This is a genomic window from Maribacter polysaccharolyticus, assembly GCF_028882255.1.
Classification (GTDB): domain Bacteria; phylum Bacteroidota; class Bacteroidia; order Flavobacteriales; family Flavobacteriaceae; genus Maribacter_A; species Maribacter_A polysaccharolyticus.
Genome location: NZ_JARBUY010000002.1, coordinates 53,837 through 75,492 on the forward strand (window position 1 = coordinate 53,837; position 21,656 = coordinate 75,492).

Below are 21,656 nucleotides of genomic sequence, written 5' to 3' on the forward strand. Positions count from 1 at the left end.
TTTATAGAGTGGATCGGGTTTCGATTTCAAAATAACGTCTCTTAGGGTTGCTTTCGTTGGCAAAATAGATCGGAAAAGTAAAAGTATATGAAAAACAAATACACCTATGTTTGGGTATCCTTGGTAATATTGGTCTTTGGTATCATCTTTGTTCCTAGGATCGTTGAACGTTTGGGTTCAGGAACGGTGGTTGAAAATGACCGCATCAACCTGAAGGATAATAATGCGGAGTTGGCCTATATTTATTTGGATGGGAAAAAACGTCGGGTGCCATCATTTGAATTTATAGACCAAGACAGTTTGGTGATTACCGATAAGGATTATTTGGGTAAGGTTTATGTGGTCGAATTCTTTTTTACCTCCTGCCCTTCCATTTGTCCGATAATGACCACCAATCTGGTCGATATACAGGAAGAGTTCAAAACTTCAAATAACTTTGGGGTAGCTTCCTTTACGATTACCCCAGAGTATGATACACCTATGGTACTGAAGGAATATGCTGAAAAACATGGGGTGACCAATCTTGATTGGCATTTTTTAACGGGGCCTCAAGAGGCTATTTATGAGTTGGCCAATTCAGGGTTCAATATATTCGTTTCGGAGATGCCCAATGCCCCCGGTGGATTTGAGCATGCCGGACTCTTTGCGCTCATAGACAAGAAAGGGTATATAAGGTCCAGGGTCGATGAATTCGGAAATCCCATTATTTATTATCGCGGTACCATAACCGAGGAACAAGGCGAGAATGGGGAAGGGGAGAAAGAACAGGTTTCCATCTTAAAGGAAGATATTCAAAAACTATTAAACGAGTAAAAATAACATGGGTACAGTCGATATTCGGGAAAAAAAGTTCAACAGGTTAATAACTTTGGTATCCATTGCCATTCCCATCGTGGTGGCCGTCCTGTTCGGGGTAAAGCTCCCCAATGTGGAGCCCTTGCATATGTTGCCTCCCATTTATGCCTCGATCAATGGCCTTACGGCGGTAGTGTTGGTTCTTGCCGTAGTGGCCATAAAAAACGGAAAAAGGGAACTCCATCAAAAATTGATGGTTTTTTGTATCATTCTTTCGCTATTGTTCCTGGTCATGTACGTTGCCTATCATATGACCTCCGATTCCACACCTTTCGGGGGTGAGGGAATAATTAGATATGTATACTATTTTATATTGATTACCCATATTGTCCTGTCGATTGCGATAATACCCTTGGTGCTCAAAACCTATGCAAGGGCGTATCTGAAAAAGTATGATGCCCATAGGCGGTTGGCCAAAATAACATTTCCCATTTGGTTGTACGTGGCCATAACGGGGGTAGTGGTCTATTTGATGATTTCACCCTATTATGTATTCCAATGAAAATTCAATTTACCCTTGTCATTCTAATTGTTTTCATGTTGCTGCCCCAGGACATGGGGGCACAATGCGCTATGTGTAGGGCGGTCTTGGAAAGTGAGGGCAGTACCGCTGCGGCCGAAGGCATAAATAATGGCATTGTTTATCTTATGGCAATACCCTATATATTGGTGGCCGGCGTGTTCTACTTCATTTACAGGAAGATGAAAGCGTGATTTTTATTTTTTCGGGCATTTATTTCCAAAAGTCACTGTAACAAAAGTTTGGTTTTGTAGTCTTATGATAGTACCCTACTTCAATAGGGTACGCATCAATCAAAATCAATCTATGGTATGTTCGACATTGAAAGGTGGCAGGAGATATTCGATACTATCCGTAAGAATAAATTACGGACCTTTTTAACGGGGCTGTCCGTTGCTTCCGGAATTTTTATCCTGGTTATTTTATTGGGTTTTGGGCAGGGCATGCAAAATGGTATTGCCAAAGAGTTCGAGAATGATGCCTCCAATCGTATTGCGGTTTGGACCCAAGTGACCACCAAAGCGTATAAAGGCCTTAATCCCGGTCGTTCCATTCAAATGCGCAATGGGAACTTAAACCATATCGAAACACGGTTTTCAGACCAATTGGAAGACCGGTCGGGGATGTTCAGGGTGCGTAATGCCTTGGTGAATTATAAAAAAGAATCAGTTGGGTACAGTGTACAGGGGATTCATGGGGGGTATCAGTTTATCGAGAACCAATTCATCTCCCAAGGTCGCTATATTAATTACGAAGATCATAGGAATGTTTCCAAAGTAGCCGTAATAAGTAATACCATTAAAAAGGAAATATTCAAGGATGGTACAGATCCCTTGGGGGAGTATCTGGATATTTCCGGATTGAAATTCAAGATTGTTGGGGTGTATGGCGATATGGCTGGGGAACGGGAAGAGGAACGTATTTTTATCCCCATGTCAACGGCCCAAAGGGTTTTTAATGGGGCCGACCGCGTAAATAACCTGTACTTTACACTTAAGCCTGTTGAAAATTTTGAGCAGGCAGTCGCCGAATCCATGAAGTTTTCCAAGGATATGAAAAGTTATCTGCAAGAGGCGCATACCGTATCCCCCGATGATGAAAGTGCGATCAACGTATTCAATACCTTGGAAGAAGTGAAGCGGTTTTTCAATTTGATTACCGGCATTAAAATGTTCTTTTGGTTTGTGGGTATCTGCACCATTATCGCCGGGGTCGTTGGGGTGAGTAACATTATGTTGATCGTAGTGAAGGAGCGAACCCGGGAAATAGGGGTTCGAAAGGCTCTTGGGGCAAAGCCATGGTCTATCGTGGGCATGATCCTCCATGAGGCCATTTTCGTTACCGCGATTTCGGGTTTTGCCGGATTGATTGTGAGTATGGGGCTTTTGGAAATTTTCGGACCCTATATCGAGGTGGATTATATTTTGAATCCCACCGTGAATTTCAATGTTGCTTTGACCACGGTTTTTGTGTTGATTTTCGCCGGTGCGGTGGCGGGGTTTTTCCCGGCGTGGCGTGCGGCAAATATTCAAGTCATCGATGCCTTGAGGGACGAATAGGTAAAAAAAGGAAAAATGTTCAATAAAGATCGTTGGAAAGAGATTTTGGAGGTACTTACCGGCAATTGGTTTAGGACACTCCTAACGGCATTTGGGGTATTTTGGGGTATTTTGATATTGATCGTCCTTTTGGCCGCAGGGAAAGGGTTTCAAAATGGGGTAATGGCCGATTTCGGTGATATTGCCACCAATACCATGTTCATGTGGTCAAGGAATACGACCAAGGAATATATGGGGTTGCCCAAAGGACGGCGCTATAATTTTAAACTGGATGATGTCCGGGCCATTCGGGACAAGGTGCCCAATCTGCGATTTGTTTCTCCAAGAAACCAATTGGGCGGTTTCAATGGGGCGAACAATGTGACCAGGGGGATCAATACAGGGGCATTCAATGTTTATGGTGACTATCCGGAAATCATCAATCAAGACCCGATGACCATTACCTCGGGGCGTTTTATCAATCATTCCGATATCAACGAAAAAAGAAAGGTTGCCGTTATTGGGGTCGGGGTCAAGACCGGTTTATATGGGAAGGACGAAGAGCCTATAGGCACCTATATAAAGATCCAAGGGGTCAATTTTATGGTTATCGGCACGTATAAAAAAAGAACTGGCAATGGTGACGGGGAAGAGGCCCAAAAAGAGATTTTCGTTCCCTTCACTACCTTTTCACAGGCTTTCAATCGGGCCGATAATGTGGGTTGGATGGCCATTACCGCCCAAGATGGAAGTTCCATTACCTCATTAAAGGAAAAAATCGTATCGATCGTAAAACAAAATCGAAAAATACACCCCGATGATAAGAGGGCTGTGGGTTATTTTGATCTGTATGAACAGTTTAAAAGGGTAGAGGGCCTTTTTGCCGCGTTAAGGTTCATTGCCTATTTCGTAGGAATATTGGTTTTGATTTCAGGGATCATAGGGGTCAGCAACATTATGTTGATCGTTGTTAAGGAACGTACCAAGGAGATCGGCATTCGTAGGGCCTTGGGGGAAGATCCCAGGTCAATAAAGTTACAGATTGTGATGGAATCCCTTTTTCTGACCATTATTTCAGGTATGGCCGGAATTTCCTTCGGGGCATTCGTTATCTATGGAATCAATGCCCTATTGGATGCCAACGGTCCCGTAGATATGTTTTTAAGCCCTAGTGTCAGTGTCGAAGTGGTGGTGGCCGCCTTGGGGATCCTTGTGGTTTCAGGACTGCTTGCCGGGTTCATTCCGGCCCAAAGTGCCATAAAAGTCAAGCCCATAGATGCTTTGAGAACAGAATAGATCAATCAATCATAAAACAGGATAAAGAATGAAAAAGTCAGTAACCCTAATTATTTTGTTGATACTCGTAGTGACCTTCGGAGGGGCTATGTATTATTTGTATCAAAAAAATGCGGAAGACCCCGTGGTTTATGAAACCGAAGTGCCCAGTAAAAAGAACATCATCAAGAAAACGGTGGCTACGGGAAGCATCCTACCCTTAGAGGAAGTACTTATAAAGCCGAACATCTCCGGGGTAATCGAGGAGGTTTTCGTAGAGGGAGGGGATTATGTGAAATCGGGTGACCTGTTGGCACGGATCAAAGTGGTACCCAACCTCAATGCGTTGAACGATGCCAGGAACAGTATCGATGAGGCACGAATCGGTCTTGAGGATCAAAAACGGAATTTGGATCGGCAAAAGAGCCTTTTTGAAAAAGGGGTGATTTCCAAAGTGGATCTGGAGCGGGCCCAGGTAAGTTTCGATCAGGCCCAACAGTCCTACAGAGCGGCCAATAAACGGTACGACATCATAAAGACGGGAACCACAAGTGGCTACGGCAATGCCGCAAATACCATGATAAGGGCTACGGTCAGTGGCATGGTCTTGGACGTACCCGTGGAAGTGGGCAACCAGGTCATTGAAAGCAATAATTTCAATGAGGGTACCACCATTGCGGCTATTGCAGACGTTGAGAAGATGATATTTGAAGGTAAGGTCGATGAGTCCGAAGTGGGTAAAATAGTAGAAAACCTACCCTTGGAGATCACTGTTGGGGCGATCGAGAACAAAGTTTTCGATGCTGTCCTCGATTATATAGCCCCTAAGGGGGAAGAAGAGAATGGGGCCATCCAATTTGAGATAAAAGGCACTTTGAAAAAGCAGGATTCGATATTCATAAGGGCCGGACTTAGTGCCAACGCATCCATCATCCTAGGTAGGGCCGATAGTGTTCTGGCTCTTAAGGAGGCCCTGGTACAGTTTGATCCGGATACAAAAAAACCTTTTGTGGAAATCGAAACCGGGAATCAGGAATTTGAACGAAAGGATATCGCGTTGGGAATCAGTGACGGTATTTTCGTTGAGGTAAAATCGGGCATATCGGAAGGGGATAAGATCAAGGTCTGGAATAAGATCGGTTCCGACGGTATTTCAGATTGATCCAAATACCCATAATCACTATTAAGACTTAAAATTCATTAGGTCCCGGAAGCGGTATATCAAAATTTTTAACATAATATTTGGAGTTAATGTTGTAACAATTAAACAACTTAGAAGTCCTATGGTAGTATTTCGAAAGGGACGATTCCGAACAACAAACAAACCAACATGATTGAAATTAAAGATCTTCATAAATCCTATAGAATGGGAAGTAATTCCCTTCATGTCCTCAAGGGAATAAATTTCACGGCAGAATCAGGGGAATTGGTGGCGATAATGGGCTCTTCAGGTTCAGGGAAGTCCACCTTGCTCAATATCCTTGGAATGTTGGACGAGGCAGACTCGGGGGATTACACCTTGGACGGGGTTCCCATCAAAAACCTCAATGAAACGAAAGCGGCAAAATACCGGAATAAATTTTTGGGATTCATTTTTCAATCCTTCAATTTGATCAACTACAAAAGTGCCTTGGAGAATGTGGCCCTCCCGTTATATTACCAAAGGATCCCAAGAAAGGAGCGACAAGAAAGGGCCATGAAATATTTGGGGCAAGTGGGTTTGAAAGAATGGGCCCATCATTTGCCCAGTGAGCTGTCCGGGGGGCAAAAACAACGTGTTGCGATTGCCCGTGCCATGGCTGCAGAGCCGAAAGTGCTCCTAGCGGATGAGCCGACCGGGGCATTGGACAGCACCACTTCTTATGAAGTTATGGATCTGATCCAAAAAATAAACGATCAAGGCAATACGATATTGGTAGTCACCCATGAAGATGATATCGCACACATGTGCAAACGCATTATCCATTTAAAGGACGGGGTGATCGAAAAAGATGAAAAAGTGACACAGGTAAGGGCTTCGCAATATGTTTAGCAGGGACAACTGGAAAGAAATATTCGAGACGATCCAAAAGAATAAACTCCGAACGTTCTTATCAGGGTTTACCGTCGCATTGGGGATTCTCATCTTTGTGGTGCTCTTTGGTTTTGGCAATGGGTTGATCAATACTTTTGACGACTTTTTCGGGGACGATGCCACCAATGTGTTCTACCTTTTTCCAGGAAGGACCTCCATGCCCTATAAGGGGTATAAATCCAATCGGCAGATAGAATTCGATAATGGGGATCTTGCGGATATCAATAAGAATTTTGCGCCCTTTTTGGAATATTCAACACCACGTATCTTTAGAAGTGGCTTGGTAAAGTATAAAGAGGAATCGAACAATTATTCCACACGTGCCGTGGGTCCCGATTATCAATATGCAGAGAAAACCATAATGATGAAAGGGAGGTACCTCAATAAGGAGGACATCAAGAATAAAACGAAATATGCGGTAATCGGACGATTGGTCGAGAAGGATCTGTTCGGGACCAATACGTCGATTGGGGAGTATGTCGATATTTCCGGTAGTGCTTTTAAGGTAATCGGGGTATTCCAGGATGATGGGGGTGATAATGAGGAAAGGAATATCTATATCCCATACACCACAAGGCAGTTGATCGAAAAGAACAACGATAAATTGGATCAGATCGTTTTGGCCTTTAAACCCGAATTGGGGTATGCCGGGGCCATGGCTTTTGAAAAAAGTTTGAATACCTTCTTACGGGAAAAGAAATATATAAACCCAAAAGATCAGAACGGATTGTTTATCCGAAATGTAGCGGACCAGTTAAAACAAAACCAGCAGTTTGCCAGGGTCTTGCAGCTGATCGTGGCTTTCGTGGCCTTCGGGACGATAATAGCCGGAATCATTGGGATCAGTAACATCATGGTATTCGTGGTCAAGGAACGTACCAAGGAATTGGGCATTCGAAAGGCCCTTGGTGCAACGCCAAGATCCGTAATCGGGACCATACTCTTGGAATCCATTTTCATAACGACGATCTCTGGGTTTATCGGTATGTTGATCGGAATAGGGATCTTGGGTTCGTTAGGGGAAAAACTAAAGGATTATTTCATTACCAATCCCAATATCAATTTGGGTACGGCAATTTTTGCGACCGTAGTACTTATAATTTTCGGGGCCTTGGCGGGCTATATACCGGCAAGACGCGCAGCACGAATAAAACCGATTGTAGCATTAAGGGACGAATAAGATGAATTTCATTTTTGATAAAAATACGTGGCAGGAGATTTTTGGTTCTATCGGAAAGAACAAAACCAGGACCATTATCACGGTAATCGGGGTTCTTTGGGGTATTTTTATCTACATAGCACTTTCCGGTTCGGCCAAAGGCTTGGACAATGGGTTTGAAAAAGCCTTTGAAACCGTGGCCATGAACAGTATGTTCGTTTGGGCCCAACAAACCAGTATGCCCTATGAAGGGTTTAAGACCGGAAGGCAGTTACAATTGAAAATGGGCGATGTAACCGTATTGCAGAATCGGGTACCTGCCATCCAGAATATCGCTCCCCGAAATGCAAAAGGGGTGTTCGGTGATGAACCGGCCCTGGTCGTCAATGGCCAAAAATCGGGCAATTATTCGATCTATGGCGATTACCCGGTATTTACAAAGATCGCCACCAAAAAAATATACGACAGGGGTAGGTTTATCAATGATGATGATATCGATCAAACCAGGAAGGTATGTGTGATCGGTGAGCGGACACAAAGTGAGCTCTTCAACAAAGATGAGGATCCCATTGGGGCCTATATTAGGATCGATGATATTTATTTCCAAATCGTGGGTGTTCATAAATTCACCCCTGGAGGAGGCTTTGAAACCGATAGTGATATTTATATCCCATTTACAACCTATAGAAAATTGTACAACACGGGGGATAATGTCGGATGGCTGACGATCGCGGCTTATGACGATGCCGATGTGGTACAGGCCGAAGCCGATGTGAAGACCGTGCTAAAGCGGATACATCGTGTGGATCCTGGAGATGAAAGGGCCTTTGGTTCTTTTAACCTGGGGGAGGTTTTCAATAGGATCGTAGGTTTTGCCAAAGGAATGACGTTCTTGTCCTTGGTGGTAGGTATTGCCACTATTTTGGCCGGGGTCATCGGCATAGGCAACATTCTGTTGATATCGGTAAAGGAACGTACCAAGGAACTCGGCGTACGCAGGGCCTTGGGGGCAACACCCAATGAGGTAAAATCACAAATCATCCTTGAATCGGTTTTCTTGACCGTTATAGCGGGTATCATGGGAATTATCCTAGGGGCCGGTACCCTTAGTCTTATCAATGGTTTTACCGAAGGGGCCGATTTTCCTTATGCAAACCCCACCGTTCCCATACCTTATGTTTTGGGGGCATTGGTGATCATGGTGGTATTGGGCACCTTGATCGGGTTGATTCCGGCCCAACGTGCGGTAAGCATAAAACCCATTGATGCCTTACGTGAAGAATAAAAAAGAAAAATAAAATAATAAGTATATAAATAAACAACTACCAAGATGAACAAAATTTTAAAATATTCGTTGATCGGACTTCTAGTACTAGGGGCACTTTGGGCTGCGGCATTCTTTATAAAATCGAACAGCAAATCTGCCGTGACCTACGAGACTTCGAAACCGTTCATTTCCAATATTGAAAAGAAAACGGTTGCTACGGGTAAGGTGGTTCCTGAAGATGAAATCGAGATCAAGCCACAGATTTCCGGGATCATCGAAAAAATCTATATGGAAGAAGGAGCCAAAGTAAAATCGGGCGACCTCATAGCCACGATCAAGGTAGTGCCCAATGAACAATCGCTGAACCAGGCCCGCGGACGGGTACGGAATGCCGAATTGTCTTTGAACAACGTGACCATTGAATATAATAGGAACAAGGCCTTGTTCGAGAAGGGGGTTATATCCAGTCAGGATTTCAACACCCTACAATTGCAATATGATCAGGCAAAGCAGGAATTAAGTAATGCCCAGGCCGATTACCAAATTATCCAAAGGGGTTCTGCCGGAGGCTCTACGACCGCAAATACCAATATAAGGGCTACTGTTGAAGGTACCATTCTTGAAATTCCCGTAGAGGAAGGGGATCAAGTTATCCAAAGTAACAATTTTAACGATGGTACGACCATCGCGACCATTGCCGATTTGAGCAAGATGATCTTTGAAGGTAAGGTCGATGAAGGGGAAGTGGGGAAACTACAGGTAGGAACGCCTTTGAAAATAAGCCTTGGCGCTGTTGAAGGAACGGAATTGGATGCCAAATTGCGGTTTATCGCCCCTAAGGGCATCGAAGAAACAGGAGCCGTACAGTTTAAGATCGAAGGGGATGTTGAGATTAAGGAAGATGTATTCATACGGGCGGGTTATAGTGCCAACGCCTCAATGGTCTTGGAGAAAAAAGATAGTGTCCTTGTCATTCCTGAGGCTTTGTTGCAATTTGATAAGAAAACCGATAAACCCTATGTTGAAGTGGCCGTTGGTAATGTGGATGATCAAAAATTTGAACGTAAGGATATCGAAATCGGTATCTCCGATGGGGTGAATGTGGAAATCATATCCGGAATCTCTGAGGATGATCAAATAAAACAATGGAACAAGACCGAACCGATCAAAAAAGGGGAGGATGAAGATTCCGAGGAAAGTGAAGCATAAATCATCGATCAATAATCAAAAAATCAACAAATGAAATTTAAATTAACAGCAATACTTTTGGTATTGACCGTCGGGTGGGTGTCGGCCCAGCAAAAAAAATGGACCTTGGAGGAATGTGTTGCCTATGCCCTTGAAAACAACCTGAGCATTGCCCAATACGAATTGAACCTCGAAGATGTGAAAATAGATGGGAAAGATGCCTTGGGTGATTTATTGCCTTCTTTAAATGGGTCCTCATCGGTTTCGAGCAATACGGGTTTCTCGATCAACCCGACCAACAACCTTCCCACCAACAGTACGACGTTCAACTATAGTGGTAGTCTAACCGCCGGGGTCACTTTGTTCGACGGGTTACAGAGTATCCGGTCTTTGGGCCGGGCAAAATTGGCGGCCATATCGAGCCAATATCAATTGGATGATCTAAAGGATGATATTAGTTTGAACGTGGCCAATGCCTATCTTCAGGTTTTGTCGAATAAGGAAGCCCTAAAGGTGTCAAAGGCACAATATGCGGTTACCGAGCAGGATTTGAAACGTACCAAGGAGTTGGTGGAATCCGGGGTGGTGGCCAAAGGTGATCTATTGGAGATCGAAGCCACAGCGGCGAACCAGGAACAGCAGATCGTAAATAATGAGGGATTGGTATTGATTTCAAAAATCAACCTGGCCCAGCTTTTACAGATTACCGATTATGGGAATTTTGATGTGGCCGACGAAGCCTTTGAGATTCCACCGTCCGATATTTTGAACAATTCAGCAGAGACCATATTCGCCAAGGCCTTGGAGTTCCGTAACGATATCAAACTCTCCAAAACCAATGTCGAGCTAGCCGAAAAAGACCTGCAGATCGCCAAAGGGGCTTATTACCCTAGCTTGTCCGGTTTTTTTCAATACAATAACCGTTATTCCGATGCGACGGAAATCCCCAATACCGATGGGGTATATTATACGCCGGGGTTTAAGGACCAGATGTGGATTTTTGATGGTATCTCCTATGGGGCATCTTTGAGCCTGCCTATTTTCAATGGTTGGAGTACACGTAATAGTGTAAGTAGGTATAAAATCAATTTGGAGAAAACAAAATTGCAATTCGAGCAGGATAAATTGGATTTGGAAACCACGGTCAATCAGGCCTATGTGGATGTTACCACCTTTTACAAATCGTACGAAGCGGCCGAAAAAACGTTGGAAGCCCGAAGACTGGCCTATGAGTATGCCAAGGAACGGTTTAACGTCGGCCTGATGAATTCGTTTGACTACAGTCAGGCCCAAGCGAGGGTCGATAATGCCGAGGCAGAGGTGATACGGGCCAAATATGCCTATATCTTTCGATTAAAGATCCTCGAATTCTATTTTGGCATTCCTATCTCGTTGGAGTAAACCATTTTCACCGAATATATGGCCCATGATTAATTCTGATCATGGGCCTTTTTATTTTTAGGCATTAGGTATATCTTTGCGGGCTATGGCTTTGATTCTGAACTTAGAGACCGCTACGACCAATTGCTCCGTTTCCCTTGCTAAGGATGGGGAGGTGGTCGCTATTAAAGAGCATGACACCCCTAATTATTCCCATTCGGAACAGTTGCATGTTTTTATCGAAGAGGTCCTGAAAGAAGCCGGCATCGACCGGCATGCCCTAGATGCCGTGGCCGTCAGTAAAGGGCCAGGGTCTTATACGGGATTGCGCATTGGGGTATCTGCAGCTAAAGGCTTGTGTTTTGCTTTGGATCTGCCGTTGATCTCGGTGCCTACCCTCAAGAGTATGGCCGCACAGGTCGAAGGTGCTGAAGTGGATTTTATCGTTCCCATGTTGGACGCCCGCCGGATGGAAGTGTATGCGACCATTTTTGATAAGCACCTACAGGAGGTACGGGCCACCAAGGCCGAAATCATCGATGGGGATTCCTTTCACGAATACCTCAGTACGGGTAAAGTGCTTTTAGTAGGTAGTGGGGCCGAAAAATGTATAGGGGAAATAGCACACGAAAATGTGGTGTTCAATACCGAAATCGTGCCCTCTTCACGGGATATGGGAAAATTGTCCTTTAAAAAGTTCAAAGCAAGCGACTTTGAGAATGTGGCTTACTTTGAACCTTATTATCTAAAGGATTTTATGGTACAACGTAAAAAATCCTAGGATTACCCTTGATGTATGACCCTTTGTGGGAATGGAATTTCAATTCCGGCTGCATCGAACCTATTTTTCAATTCTTCCATGACATGGAAATGTGCCGCCCAGAAAACTTCGTTCTCCGCCCAAAAGCGCAGCGAAAGGTTAACCGAACTGTCCGCCAGTTCCGCAACATATACTTCCGGTGCGGGGTCTTTAAGGATGTTCTCGTTTTCCGCACAGATCTGGAGTAAAATATCCTTGGCCTGTTTGATGTTGGAACCATATCCTATCCCTACGGATATCTTGTCCCTTCGGGTGTTTTGGGCGTTGTAATTAACGATGTTGTTATTGGACAGTTGCCCGTTGGGCACTATGGCAATTTGATTTCCAAAGGTGCTTAGTTTGGTAGTGAAAATGGTGATTTCCTTTACAGTGCCTTCAACACCTTGGGCAGCGATAAAATCTCCTACCTTAAAGGGTTTGAAGACTAGGATAAGCACCCCGCCCGCAAAATTGGCCAAGGAACCTTGGAGGGCCAAACCAATGGCCAAACCCGCCGCACCGATAACAGCTACCAAGGAAGAGGACTGTACGCCCAACTGGGTAACGACCAATACGAAAAGCATGAGCTTTAGGCCAATGTTGAGAAAGCTTTGCAGGAAAGTTTCCAAAGAAGGGTCGTATTCGGTTTTACGGAAGAATCTCTTCACCATTCCGTTGATCAGTTTAATGACCCAGAGTCCGACTATTAAAATGATAGTGGCCGTAACTAGGGCGGTGATCAATCCCGGTAAGATATCCCATAGCCATTCTTGGGCTTTGACAATATTTTCTTCGTAGACTTTAAGTGTTTTCATGTACTTTAAAATTTTTTGCAAAAAAATGATAATTCCAATTCCTTGTCAAATTTAAATCACTAAACAAATGTTAATCTTGAAAGGATGTGGCAAGGGGGGCGATTTTTGCAATGGGTTAACAAAGTATAGGGTAAAAAAAACGCCCTTTTTGGGGCGTTTTGTCTTTATTCCGACCGTAGGTCGATGAACTTTATAAGTGATTTTTTCGGTCACTTATAACGTATGGGATCGGTATTGGGTCCTTAGCCGTTAAGGGCAACGACCTCATTCACTTTGTCCCCCAACATGTTCTTGAGCATGGTTTCTATACCGTTTTTCAGGGTAAAGGTGGAAGACGGACACCCGCTACAAGCCCCTTGCAGGATAACGTTTACCGTTTTGCTTTCCGATTCATAGGATTGGAAAAGGATATTGCCCCCATCGCTGGCCACCGCAGGCTTCACATATTCCTCCAGGATATCGATGATTTGTTTAGACGTTTCGTCCATGAAATCGGTGGTGGTATATGTTTTTTGGGACGCGGTTTTTGAGGCGGCGATACTGTTTTCGGAAACCACTTCATTGCCATCGGCTATGAATTCCCGTATCATGTCACGAAGTTCCATGGTAACGTCATTCCATTCGGCAACATCATACTTGGTTACCGAAACATAATTCTCATCCAGGAATACTTCCTTTACAAATGGGAATTGGAATAACCGCATGGCCAATTTAGAGTCCTTGGCCTCATCGATGTTCTTGAATTCGAAAGTAGCCGGGACAATATGCATATTACATACGAATTTCATTACCGAAGGGTTAGGGGTTACTTCGGCATACACGGTAATGGGTACTTTTTTACCGGTTTCCTCTTCGATGACCACAGGATCCCCCGAATTCAGATAATCGGCCAGCTGCTGTGCAACTTCCTCCTGAACATCGGCCCATTCGATGATGTTGTAACGTTCCAGTCCAATGAAATTCCCGGATATATACACGGTCTTGATAAAGGGCAGGTGGAACAATTGTTGGGCCAAGGGTGAATTTTTGGCCTCATCTATATTTTTAAATTCGTAATTCGTGTTCTTGGTAATGAAATGGTTGGTCTCAAATTTTAAAACCGCTGGATTATTGGTTTCTTTTACGGAGATTGAGTACGCTTTCATATAATTTTGTTTTCTGCAAAAGTACAAACTTATTGCTAGTTCAAGGAAATATAATAATGTGGCATTTCAACCGTTATAGATAGTGTTTGGTCGACTTTAATCTAGCAATTCCCATAATCCGTATGAAATTTCGCTTGCTGCTAATGATCGCTTTTATGGCTTTTGGCTTTCGGTCAATGGCACAAGAGGGTGTTCCCGTGTATTTTGACTATTTGTCGGACAATTACTATTTGGTCTATCCTTCAATGGCAGGGATCGGGGAAGGAGGTAAAATACGGGCTACCGTTAGAAAACAATGGTTTTCCGTTGATGATGCCCCCAACCTACAGACGTTGAATGCCCATTTTCGGTTAGGGGATGGCCCTAGCGGGGTAGGGGCGATATTTTTTAATGATGCCAATGGCTATCATTCCCAAACAGGTCTCAAGTTGACCTATGCCCATCATTTGAAATTGGGGGGCGATGTTCGCTATTTGAACCAATTGTCATTCGGTATGAGTGCCGGATTGTTACAGAGTAACTTGGATGAATCCGAATTTCGTTCGGTCATTCCCGATCCCATTATCACAGGCGGAAAAAATAGTGTCAGTTATTTTAATTTGGATTTGGGGATGTCTTATAGCCTTATGGAGTTCTATGCCCACTTTGCCGTTTTGAATATTCTGGGGAGTGGAAGGGATCTTTATACGGCCAATGAGTTCGATAACCTTAGGAGGTATTTGATTTCCGGGGGATATGTTTTTGGAAGGAACGAATGGCAATATGAGCCATCCATTCTTTTTCAGCTTACCGAATTTACCGAGGAAAAAACGATGGATATCAATTTCAAGGTATATAAGGATGTCGATTTTGGAAGGATCTGGGGAGGTTTGTCGTACCGTAGAAGCTTCGATGGGGCGCAGTACTTGGTCGATGGTAGTTTTGGGGAACAGCGCCTTCAATTGATTACGCCGATCGTAGGGGCGAACATCAAAAATTTTATGGTCTCTTACAATTATTCCTATCAGATGGGCGATGTCCGTTTCGATAATGGAGGGTTCCATCAGATTACCTTGGGGTACGATTTTGGGCAATCCGAGCGCAGATACGATTGTTATTGCCCGGCAGCCAATTGATCGGGACAAAAATCACCAAACGCCAACCGCCTTATCGATTATGGGATCAAGGCAGATGGCGTAAAGCAAATTCCAATAGGTTTATTCCCACTTGTATTTTTTCTTTTCAGCTTGTTTTTTTATGGCGGCCAACATGGCGTTTTCCAATTCCCCTTGGGTGTTTTCTTTTTGGTTTTCCGCAATAAAGGCGTCCCTTTTCGTATTCAATTCCCGGATTTTTTTTTGAATGGCGCTGCGTTCTTTCTTTTTGGCTTCGATATAACGCTCTATCTCGGGGGTGGACTTCTTTTGCAGTTCGGCAGGTAATTGTTCCTTTTCGAGTTTGGTAACATCAAAATCCCGGTCTTCCATGGCGTCGACCAAGTCCCAAGATGCATTATTGTACATCCTTGAACTTTTACTTACGGCCCTTTTAACGATGACCACCTCTTCAAGGGCTTTGGCATTGGCATCCTGTTGGCTTTGCATGGCCCTTTTGGAGGCCCCAAGACTACCGTACGATATGTAGGTTTGGTTTAATTTACCGTTTAATTCAATGATAAGGTTGTCATAGGGGGTGTCGATATGCACGACTTGCTTATTGTGGTCTATGGCCATGTATTCCCCTCCGGTCATCACGGCCCCTTTTTTCCAATCGGTATAAATGCCTTGTTCATAATTGCCGCAGAATATGGTATTGATGACCACCTCTTTTTCCATGGCATGGGCTACGGCATCCTTATAGTCTAATTTTCCCTGCGTAAAAGGTTCGTTGCCGGCAATGAAGATCATCTTTAGGTGGTCGGGATTCTTGCCCCAGTCCAATTGCTTTAAAGAGGTCGCTATGACCTGTCCGCAATATTCCTCCCCTCCATTGGTGGTCAGGGAAAATAGTTTCTCCGAGATTTCGTCCAGATCGCTGCTGAAATCCAATACCTGCTGTATATAGCCTTCCCTTGAAGAAAGGTTGTCATTGCCGTATTGGTAAAGGGCAATTTGTAACTTGGGTCGGGAATCGTTGCCGCATTTCGCATGGGTAAAGGTATTCACGATATCCCAGAGCTGTGACTTGGCCTGGTTGATCAACCCGTCCATACTGTTGCTGGTATCCAATAACAAGGCGATCTTGACCTTGTTGTTGTCCGTTTTCTTGGTTTCCGTGCCAAGCCTCGCTTGGGCAATGATGGGTTCGTTCTTTGGTTTTTGTGGGGTCAATCCACAACCATAAGCGGTTTGGACCGTTGCTGCCAAAAGGCAAATTCCTAGGATTCGATGTGCTTTTTTCATGATATTCGATTTTAATGTTGTTGCCACCAAAGTGGAAATCGGTTCTGCTACCGTTCTTTTTCCCTGATTGCCCCTTGATCGTCATCGTTAAGACCTGGAAAATGGTCCTGTAGATCGGTAAGGGCCTTTTTTTGTTGGTGATGAAGGTCCTTGTCAGGGTGACTCCCCGAGGGGAAATCCCATTCATGTCCTTTGGTGTTGTTTTCTGGGGTAAATGTATTTCCGGACATTTTGAAAAAAAAGGAGCAATGAGTTAAGCCACCTTCCCATTGAGTAAAGTGTCCCCTTGGTTTCGTTAAGGATGCGTTTATGCCCTCAGGAGTTTGGTTTTGGGTATTTCGGCATTTTTTATTGCCGTATAGATCCCCTAAGTTTACGGTGTATATCATAACGAATGCAAAGTTTAAACCACATCATCTTTTTGCTTTTTTTGGGGACGCTGGGGTGTTTCCCCCAAATAAGTGCTGCCCAGAATATCGTGGAGATCAAGGGGACCGTTCAAGGGTTGGAAGACAATTCGCCGATTTCGGGCGTTGAGGTTTTCACGAATTCCGGGGCATATGCCTTGACCAATGCCTTTGGGGAATTCAAGATCAAGGTCCGTTTGGGGGAAGAACTGATTTTTATGGGCCCCCAGTTCGAAACGGTACGCTATAGGGTGAATAGTGCTGAGGACGTAACGGTGAAAGTAAAAGGCTATTCGGAAATAAAGGAAAGCGACCCAAGTAGTCGAAAAAGTACCCAAAGTCGAGCCGCCTCACATGCCGCTCTTTTGGATTCTGCCAATTACTACAAGAAAACCGATATTGAAAAGAGCATGGATTACATCACCAGATCCTTGGCCCAATTGAACCAACGCGGGGATAAGGAAGCCCTTTCACGATCTTTGACGACTTTGGGGGAGGTGTATTACTACCATAAGCAATACGATCTGGCCATTTCAAGTTATCAGGACGCTTTGGAGGCCCAAAAAACCGAAAGGACTATTTTCTTATTGGGGAAGGCATATCTTGCCAATGGGGATTTTAAAGAGGCCGAAAAGACCTTGGCCCCTCTTTTGAAAGTGAATAATAAAGTGCCTTTGCAAAGGGCGGAACTCTTAGAGCATTTGGGTGATGCGTATTTGGGTATGGGAGATTTGGATAAAGCGGTGGCCTATTATCGCGAAGGATTGAAAGTGGCCGAGAAAAACCAGATTATCCCTAAGGTAACGGATCTGAATTCCAAGATCGCCGATGCCTATGCCCAGGGCAACCGTACCATTGAGGCAGAAGGGTATTACTCCAATGCCTTGAAATTGGCAAAAACCCAAGCACCCCAGCGTGCTATTCAGGAAAAGGAAAAGGTGGCGGACTTCTACAACAAAAAGAACAGGTATGATGAGGAAATCCGATTGCGGAAACAAAGTTTGGACGAACTCGGGGATTTGCCCGCCGAAGCCAACGTAAGTTTGGACAAACCCAAATCTTACGACTCCATTACCTCCCAACGGATCAATTATAAGATAGCCAATGCCTATATCGCACAGGACAATTACGATGAGGCGATACCTTACCTTCAAAAAAGTATAATTGAGGCAGACGATGGGGACGACCTGGTCGTTCAAAAGGATGCGACGCGAAAATTGTCAGAGGCATATGAATACAAAGGGGAATACAACAAGGCGCTGGAAACCTATCAAGACTATGTAGCGGTGGTCGATACCCTGTACATTCGGAAAGAGCAGGAAATAGCTCGGGCAGCAAGGTTCAATCGGGAAATCGCGGCGAAACAAAGTCGTATAAACGGCTTGGAGCAGGAACGGCAGTTGTCCGAGAGTAAGTATGATCTTGCGGTAGCCGGGCGTCAATTGCAGGAAGAAAGCAACAAAAGAAAGAACTGGGTCATTTACTCCTTACTTTTTGGCCTACTGTTGATGGGCTTGGCGGTATTCTTCTTTTACAGGAGCAACCAACAACAGAAATTGGCCAACAATCTGTTGGCCTTGAAATCCCTTCGTTCCCAAATGAACCCGCATTTTATCTTCAATGCATTGAACTCGGTCAATAGTTATATCGCCAAGAGCGATGAGCGCAGTGCCAATCGGTTTTTAAGCGAATTTTCAACCCTAATGCGGTCCGTACTCGAAAATTCGGAAGAAGATTTCATTCCATTGCCCAAGGAATTGGAATTACTACGCCTTTATATAAAGCTGGAACATTCCCGTTTTCCCGATAAATTCGATTATACCATTGATATCGATACCGCCATCGATTTGGACAGCTATCATATTCCTCCCATGTTGCTACAGCCTTATATTGAAAACGCTATCTGGCATGGACTGCGCTATAAGGAAGAAAAGGGCCATTTAGATATTCAGGTAGCGGAACAGGATAAAAACACCTTGTGCATTACCATAGCGGACGATGGAATCGGCAGGAAAAGATCGGAGGCCCTCAAGACCCAAAACCAGAAAAAACAAAAATCGAAGGGCATGGGAAATATCAAAAAAAGAATCGCCATTTTAAACGAAATGTACAAAGACAGGGTGGCCGTACAAATTACCGATTTGAATCAGGATGGCACGGGAACCAGGGTTCTTTTTACGTTAAAAAAAGATGTATGGAGTTAAAAGCACTTATCGTAGAGGACGAAGCCAATAGTAGGGAAATACTTCGGGATTATTTGTCCAAATATTGCACCGATGTAACCGTATTGGGAGAGGCGGCTTCGATAAAGGAAGCCTTGCATTTTATTCAAAAGAACACGCTCGACCTGGTTTTTTTGGATGTTGAAATGCCTTATGGCAATGCTTTTGACCTCTTGGATCAATTGCCCGATAGGACCTTCGAAACGGTCTTCGTTACGGCCTATGACCATTATGCCATGGATGCCCTGAACAATCATGCTGCCTATTATTTAATGAAACCCATCAATATAGATGAGTTGATCAATGCAGTGGCTTATGTTGCCGAAATAAAAGCAAAGGAAACCGCATTGGAAGATCAAGTGTTGAATGCCCGATTTCCGAGTGTGACCGGCAAAATTACCCTGCCCCAACAAGATGGTTTCCAGGTGTTGAACGTTAATGAGATCCTGTATTGTAAAGCCGATGATAATTATACCGAGATCTATCTGGAAAAAAAGAGGATAGTGGTGAGTAAGACCTTAAAGTATTTTGAGGAGGCACTTTCGCAATATCCCTTTGCGAGGATCCATAAATCCTTTTTGGTGAATGTAAGCGAGGTCGTTAAATACAAAAAGGGAAAAGGGGGTAGTGTGGTGGTTTCAAACGGAAAGGAACTTTTGGTTTCTGCCTCTAAAAAGAAGGAATTATTGGCGTATTTTTGAAGGAGTAATAAAATTTATACCAATGTTGATGAAATCGGTTAGGGGGAAAACCCCGATAATAGGAAAAGATTGCTTTATAGCGGAAAATGCCACCATCGTGGGTGAGGTGACCATGGGCGATCAATGTAGTGTTTGGTTCAATGCCGTATTAAGGGGCGATGTGCATTTTATAAAAATGGGGAACAAGGTAAATGTACAGGACGGTGCCGTGGTGCATTGTACGTATGAAAAGTCGCCTACGACCATCGGGAACAATGTTTCCATAGGGCACAATGCCTTGGTGCACGGCTGTACCATCAAAGACAATGTCTTGGTGGGTATGGGCAGTATCATAATGGATGATTGTGTAGTGGAAAGCAATAGTATTATTGCGGCCGGGGCCGTTCTTACCAAAGGCACCCACGTACCCGAAGGTTCTATCTTTGCCGGTATGCCCGCAAAAAAAATCAAGGATATCAGTCCTGAATTGAGTCAGGGAGAAGTAGATAGGATCGCCAATGCGTACATAAAATATGCGAGTTGGTTCAAGGAGGAATGATCCTTATGGGGCTGGTAGTCCTTTTAAGGCAACCAAGATGCGGTTGTTATTAGGATTTCACCGCTATTTATCGTAAATTATATTCGGGTCGGTGGCAAAATAACATAGTTTATGGGGTTGCCGATCAAGGGGGTATTTTTGTGTAGTGCTTAAGGCTGTGCAAGAATATTCCGTATTTTAGCTAAACAAAAACCAAACGTTTGAAATGGGTATAAACCAAATTGATTCTTTGTCTATCGACCGTGCTGATTGCATTTTTTTAAACGAACCTGCCTAGGATAGGTAGGGGCAAAGCGGTTGGTTTATAGAGGATATTATTAGGACACCCATTTAGGACCATAAAAATTTTAAATAGATGAAAGCATATATTTTCCCGGGTCAAGGGGCCCAGTTCGTAGGAATGGGAATGGATCTTTATGAGAAATACCCAATGGCACAAGAATTATTTGAAAATGCCAATGAAATTCTGGGTTTTCCGATCACCGATATCATGTTCGAAGGTGCCAATGAGGATCTAAAACAGACCAAGGTGACCCAACCTGCCATTTTTCTCCATTCGGTCATATTGAGTAAGGTCATGGGCGATGCCTTTAAACCTGAAATGGTCGCCGGTCATTCCTTGGGGGAATTTTCGGCCTTGGTCGCCAATGGGGTATTGAATTTCGAAGACGGCTTAAAATTGGTTTCCCAAAGGGCTTTGGCCATGCAAAAAGCATGTGAGTTACAACCCGGGACCATGGCGGCCGTTTTGCGGTTGGAAGATGCGGTAGTGGAAAAAATCTGTGGGGAGACCCCAGGGGTCGTGGTGGCCGCGAATTACAATTGCCCTGGGCAACTCGTAATATCCGGGGAGGTCGATGCCATCAATGCGGCCTGTGAGAGCTTAAAGGCTGCCGGTGCCCGTAGGGCCATGGTGTTGCCCGTAGGTGGGGCTTTCCATTCCCCTTTGATGAAACCGGCCGAAGAACAACTGGCATCCGCTATTGAAGCTACGGTTTTTTCGACGCCAACGTGTCCCATTTACCAAAACGTAACGACAACGGCGGTCAGTGACCCCGATGAGATCAAAAAGAACCTTATCGCACAGTTGACCTCTCCCGTACGATGGACACAAAGTGTGCGAAATATGGTAAAAGATGGGGCCACTTTGTTTACCGAAGTAGGGCCTGGAAAGGTATTGCAAGGCTTGGTCAAGAAAATAGAACCTACGGCAGAGGCTGTCTCCGCGGAAGTGTCTTAAAAGGCATTGGGTCCATACTTTGCATTTCAGCCAAAAAAGACAGTTTTAATCCTAGGAAGTAGTAGGTTAGCTGTTTTTTTTAGTATTATTGACTCCCTATTTTTTGGTTTAACATACGGGTATACCGAGCATTTCGATATCGTATGTGCAAA

21 protein-coding genes are annotated in these 21,656 nt (G+C 44.2%); 17 read left to right on the plus strand and 4 right to left on the minus strand.

The features are described 5' to 3' along the window. Window positions 1-87: 87 nt before the first annotated feature. The 12 genes from PHU20_RS06260 to tsaB all read left to right on the plus strand — a co-directional run bounded on the left by PHU20_RS06260 (window position 88) and on the right by tsaB (window position 12,037). Window positions 88-813: an SCO family protein gene (locus tag PHU20_RS06260; RefSeq protein ID WP_274824504.1), complete on the plus strand. Its 726-nt coding sequence runs from the start codon at window positions 88-90 to the stop codon at window positions 811-813. Window positions 814-820: 7 nt separating this feature from the next. Next, window positions 821-1,357 (plus strand): DUF420 domain-containing protein, encoded by a 537-nt coding sequence (locus PHU20_RS06265; protein ID WP_274824505.1) that lies wholly within the window; start codon window positions 821-823, stop codon window positions 1,355-1,357. After that, window positions 1,354-1,569 (plus strand): hypothetical protein, encoded by a 216-nt coding sequence (locus PHU20_RS06270; RefSeq protein ID WP_274824506.1) that lies wholly within the window; start codon window positions 1,354-1,356, stop codon window positions 1,567-1,569. Before PHU20_RS06265 ends, PHU20_RS06270 begins: the two co-directional genes overlap by 4 nt. Before the next feature lie 117 nt (window positions 1,570-1,686). After that, on the plus strand, window positions 1,687-2,934 hold the full coding sequence (locus PHU20_RS06275; RefSeq protein ID WP_274824507.1) for an ABC transporter permease: 1,248 nt from the start codon (window positions 1,687-1,689) through the stop codon (window positions 2,932-2,934). A gap of 15 nt (window positions 2,935-2,949) precedes the next feature. Then, window positions 2,950-4,209 (plus strand): ABC transporter permease, encoded by a 1,260-nt coding sequence (locus PHU20_RS06280; RefSeq protein ID WP_274824508.1) that lies wholly within the window; start codon window positions 2,950-2,952, stop codon window positions 4,207-4,209. Window positions 4,210-4,237: 28 nt separating this feature from the next. Further along, entirely contained in the window at window positions 4,238-5,350 is a 1,113-nt protein-coding gene (locus PHU20_RS06285; protein WP_274824509.1) for an efflux RND transporter periplasmic adaptor subunit, read from the plus strand. A 168-nt stretch (window positions 5,351-5,518) separates the two neighbouring features. Continuing rightward, window positions 5,519-6,220: an ABC transporter ATP-binding protein gene (locus PHU20_RS06290; RefSeq protein WP_274824510.1), complete on the plus strand. Its 702-nt coding sequence runs from the start codon at window positions 5,519-5,521 to the stop codon at window positions 6,218-6,220. After that, window positions 6,213-7,442: an ABC transporter permease gene (locus PHU20_RS06295; RefSeq protein WP_274824511.1), complete on the plus strand. Its 1,230-nt coding sequence runs from the start codon at window positions 6,213-6,215 to the stop codon at window positions 7,440-7,442. Before PHU20_RS06290 ends, PHU20_RS06295 begins: the two co-directional genes overlap by 8 nt. A 1-nt stretch (window position 7,443) precedes the next feature. Further along, entirely contained in the window at window positions 7,444-8,706 is a 1,263-nt protein-coding gene (locus PHU20_RS06300; RefSeq protein WP_274824512.1) for an ABC transporter permease, read from the plus strand. A gap of 45 nt (window positions 8,707-8,751) precedes the next feature. After that, on the plus strand, window positions 8,752-9,897 hold the full coding sequence (locus PHU20_RS06305; protein WP_274824513.1) for an efflux RND transporter periplasmic adaptor subunit: 1,146 nt from the start codon (window positions 8,752-8,754) through the stop codon (window positions 9,895-9,897). Between the two features lie 30 nt (window positions 9,898-9,927). After that, entirely contained in the window at window positions 9,928-11,277 is a 1,350-nt protein-coding gene (locus PHU20_RS06310; RefSeq protein ID WP_274824514.1) for a TolC family protein, read from the plus strand. An 85-nt stretch (window positions 11,278-11,362) separates the two neighbouring features. Continuing rightward, on the plus strand, window positions 11,363-12,037 hold the full coding sequence (gene tsaB, locus PHU20_RS06315) for a tRNA (adenosine(37)-N6)-threonylcarbamoyltransferase complex dimerization subunit type 1 TsaB (RefSeq protein ID WP_274824515.1): 675 nt from the start codon (window positions 11,363-11,365) through the stop codon (window positions 12,035-12,037). A 2-nt stretch (window positions 12,038-12,039) separates the two neighbouring features. On the opposite strand, the gene PHU20_RS06320 is transcribed toward tsaB, so the two are convergent. Then, window positions 12,040-12,870 carry a mechanosensitive ion channel family protein gene (locus tag PHU20_RS06320; protein ID WP_274824516.1) on the minus strand — a complete coding sequence of 277 codons (831 nt, stop codon included), beginning with the start codon at window positions 12,868-12,870 and terminating at the stop codon, window positions 12,040-12,042. A 242-nt stretch (window positions 12,871-13,112) separates the two neighbouring features. Continuing rightward, window positions 13,113-14,015 (minus strand): NifU family protein, encoded by a 903-nt coding sequence (locus tag PHU20_RS06325; RefSeq protein WP_274824517.1) that lies wholly within the window; start codon window positions 14,013-14,015, stop codon window positions 13,113-13,115. Between the two features lie 122 nt (window positions 14,016-14,137). Between PHU20_RS06325 and PHU20_RS06330 the strand changes: the two genes are divergently transcribed. Continuing rightward, on the plus strand, window positions 14,138-15,130 hold the full coding sequence (locus tag PHU20_RS06330; protein ID WP_274824518.1) for a PorP/SprF family type IX secretion system membrane protein: 993 nt from the start codon (window positions 14,138-14,140) through the stop codon (window positions 15,128-15,130). Window positions 15,131-15,211: 81 nt separating this feature from the next. Here PHU20_RS06330 and PHU20_RS06335 read toward each other — a convergent pair whose 3' ends face one another. After that, on the minus strand, window positions 15,212-16,396 hold the full coding sequence (locus tag PHU20_RS06335) for a vWA domain-containing protein (protein WP_274824519.1): 1,185 nt from the start codon (window positions 16,394-16,396) through the stop codon (window positions 15,212-15,214). 47 nt (window positions 16,397-16,443) lie between these two features. Continuing rightward, complete coding sequence (locus PHU20_RS06340) at window positions 16,444-16,785, minus strand: hypothetical protein (RefSeq protein WP_274824520.1); 342 nt, start codon at window positions 16,783-16,785, stop codon at window positions 16,444-16,446. Window positions 16,786-16,790: 5 nt separating this feature from the next. On the opposite strand from PHU20_RS06340, the gene PHU20_RS06345 reads away from it, so the two are divergent. From PHU20_RS06345 to fabD, 4 genes are all read left to right on the plus strand, one after another. Further along, window positions 16,791-19,007, plus strand: coding sequence for a tetratricopeptide repeat-containing sensor histidine kinase (locus tag PHU20_RS06345; protein WP_274824521.1), 2,217 nt, complete (start codon window positions 16,791-16,793; stop codon window positions 19,005-19,007). Further along, complete coding sequence (locus tag PHU20_RS06350; protein WP_274824522.1) at window positions 18,998-19,726, plus strand: LytR/AlgR family response regulator transcription factor; 729 nt, start codon at window positions 18,998-19,000, stop codon at window positions 19,724-19,726. The genes PHU20_RS06345 and PHU20_RS06350 overlap by 10 nt, the downstream gene beginning before the upstream one ends. A gap of 22 nt (window positions 19,727-19,748) precedes the next feature. After that, a complete protein-coding gene (locus tag PHU20_RS06355) occupies window positions 19,749-20,264 on the plus strand; it encodes a gamma carbonic anhydrase family protein (protein ID WP_274824523.1) in 516 nt (171 codons plus the stop codon). A gap of 355 nt (window positions 20,265-20,619) precedes the next feature. After that, the gene (gene fabD, locus PHU20_RS06360; RefSeq protein WP_274824524.1) at window positions 20,620-21,504 is read left to right on the plus strand and encodes an ACP S-malonyltransferase; all 885 of its coding nucleotides are present in this window, start codon (window positions 20,620-20,622) and stop codon (window positions 21,502-21,504) included. The last annotated feature ends 152 nt before the right edge of the window (window positions 21,505-21,656 follow it).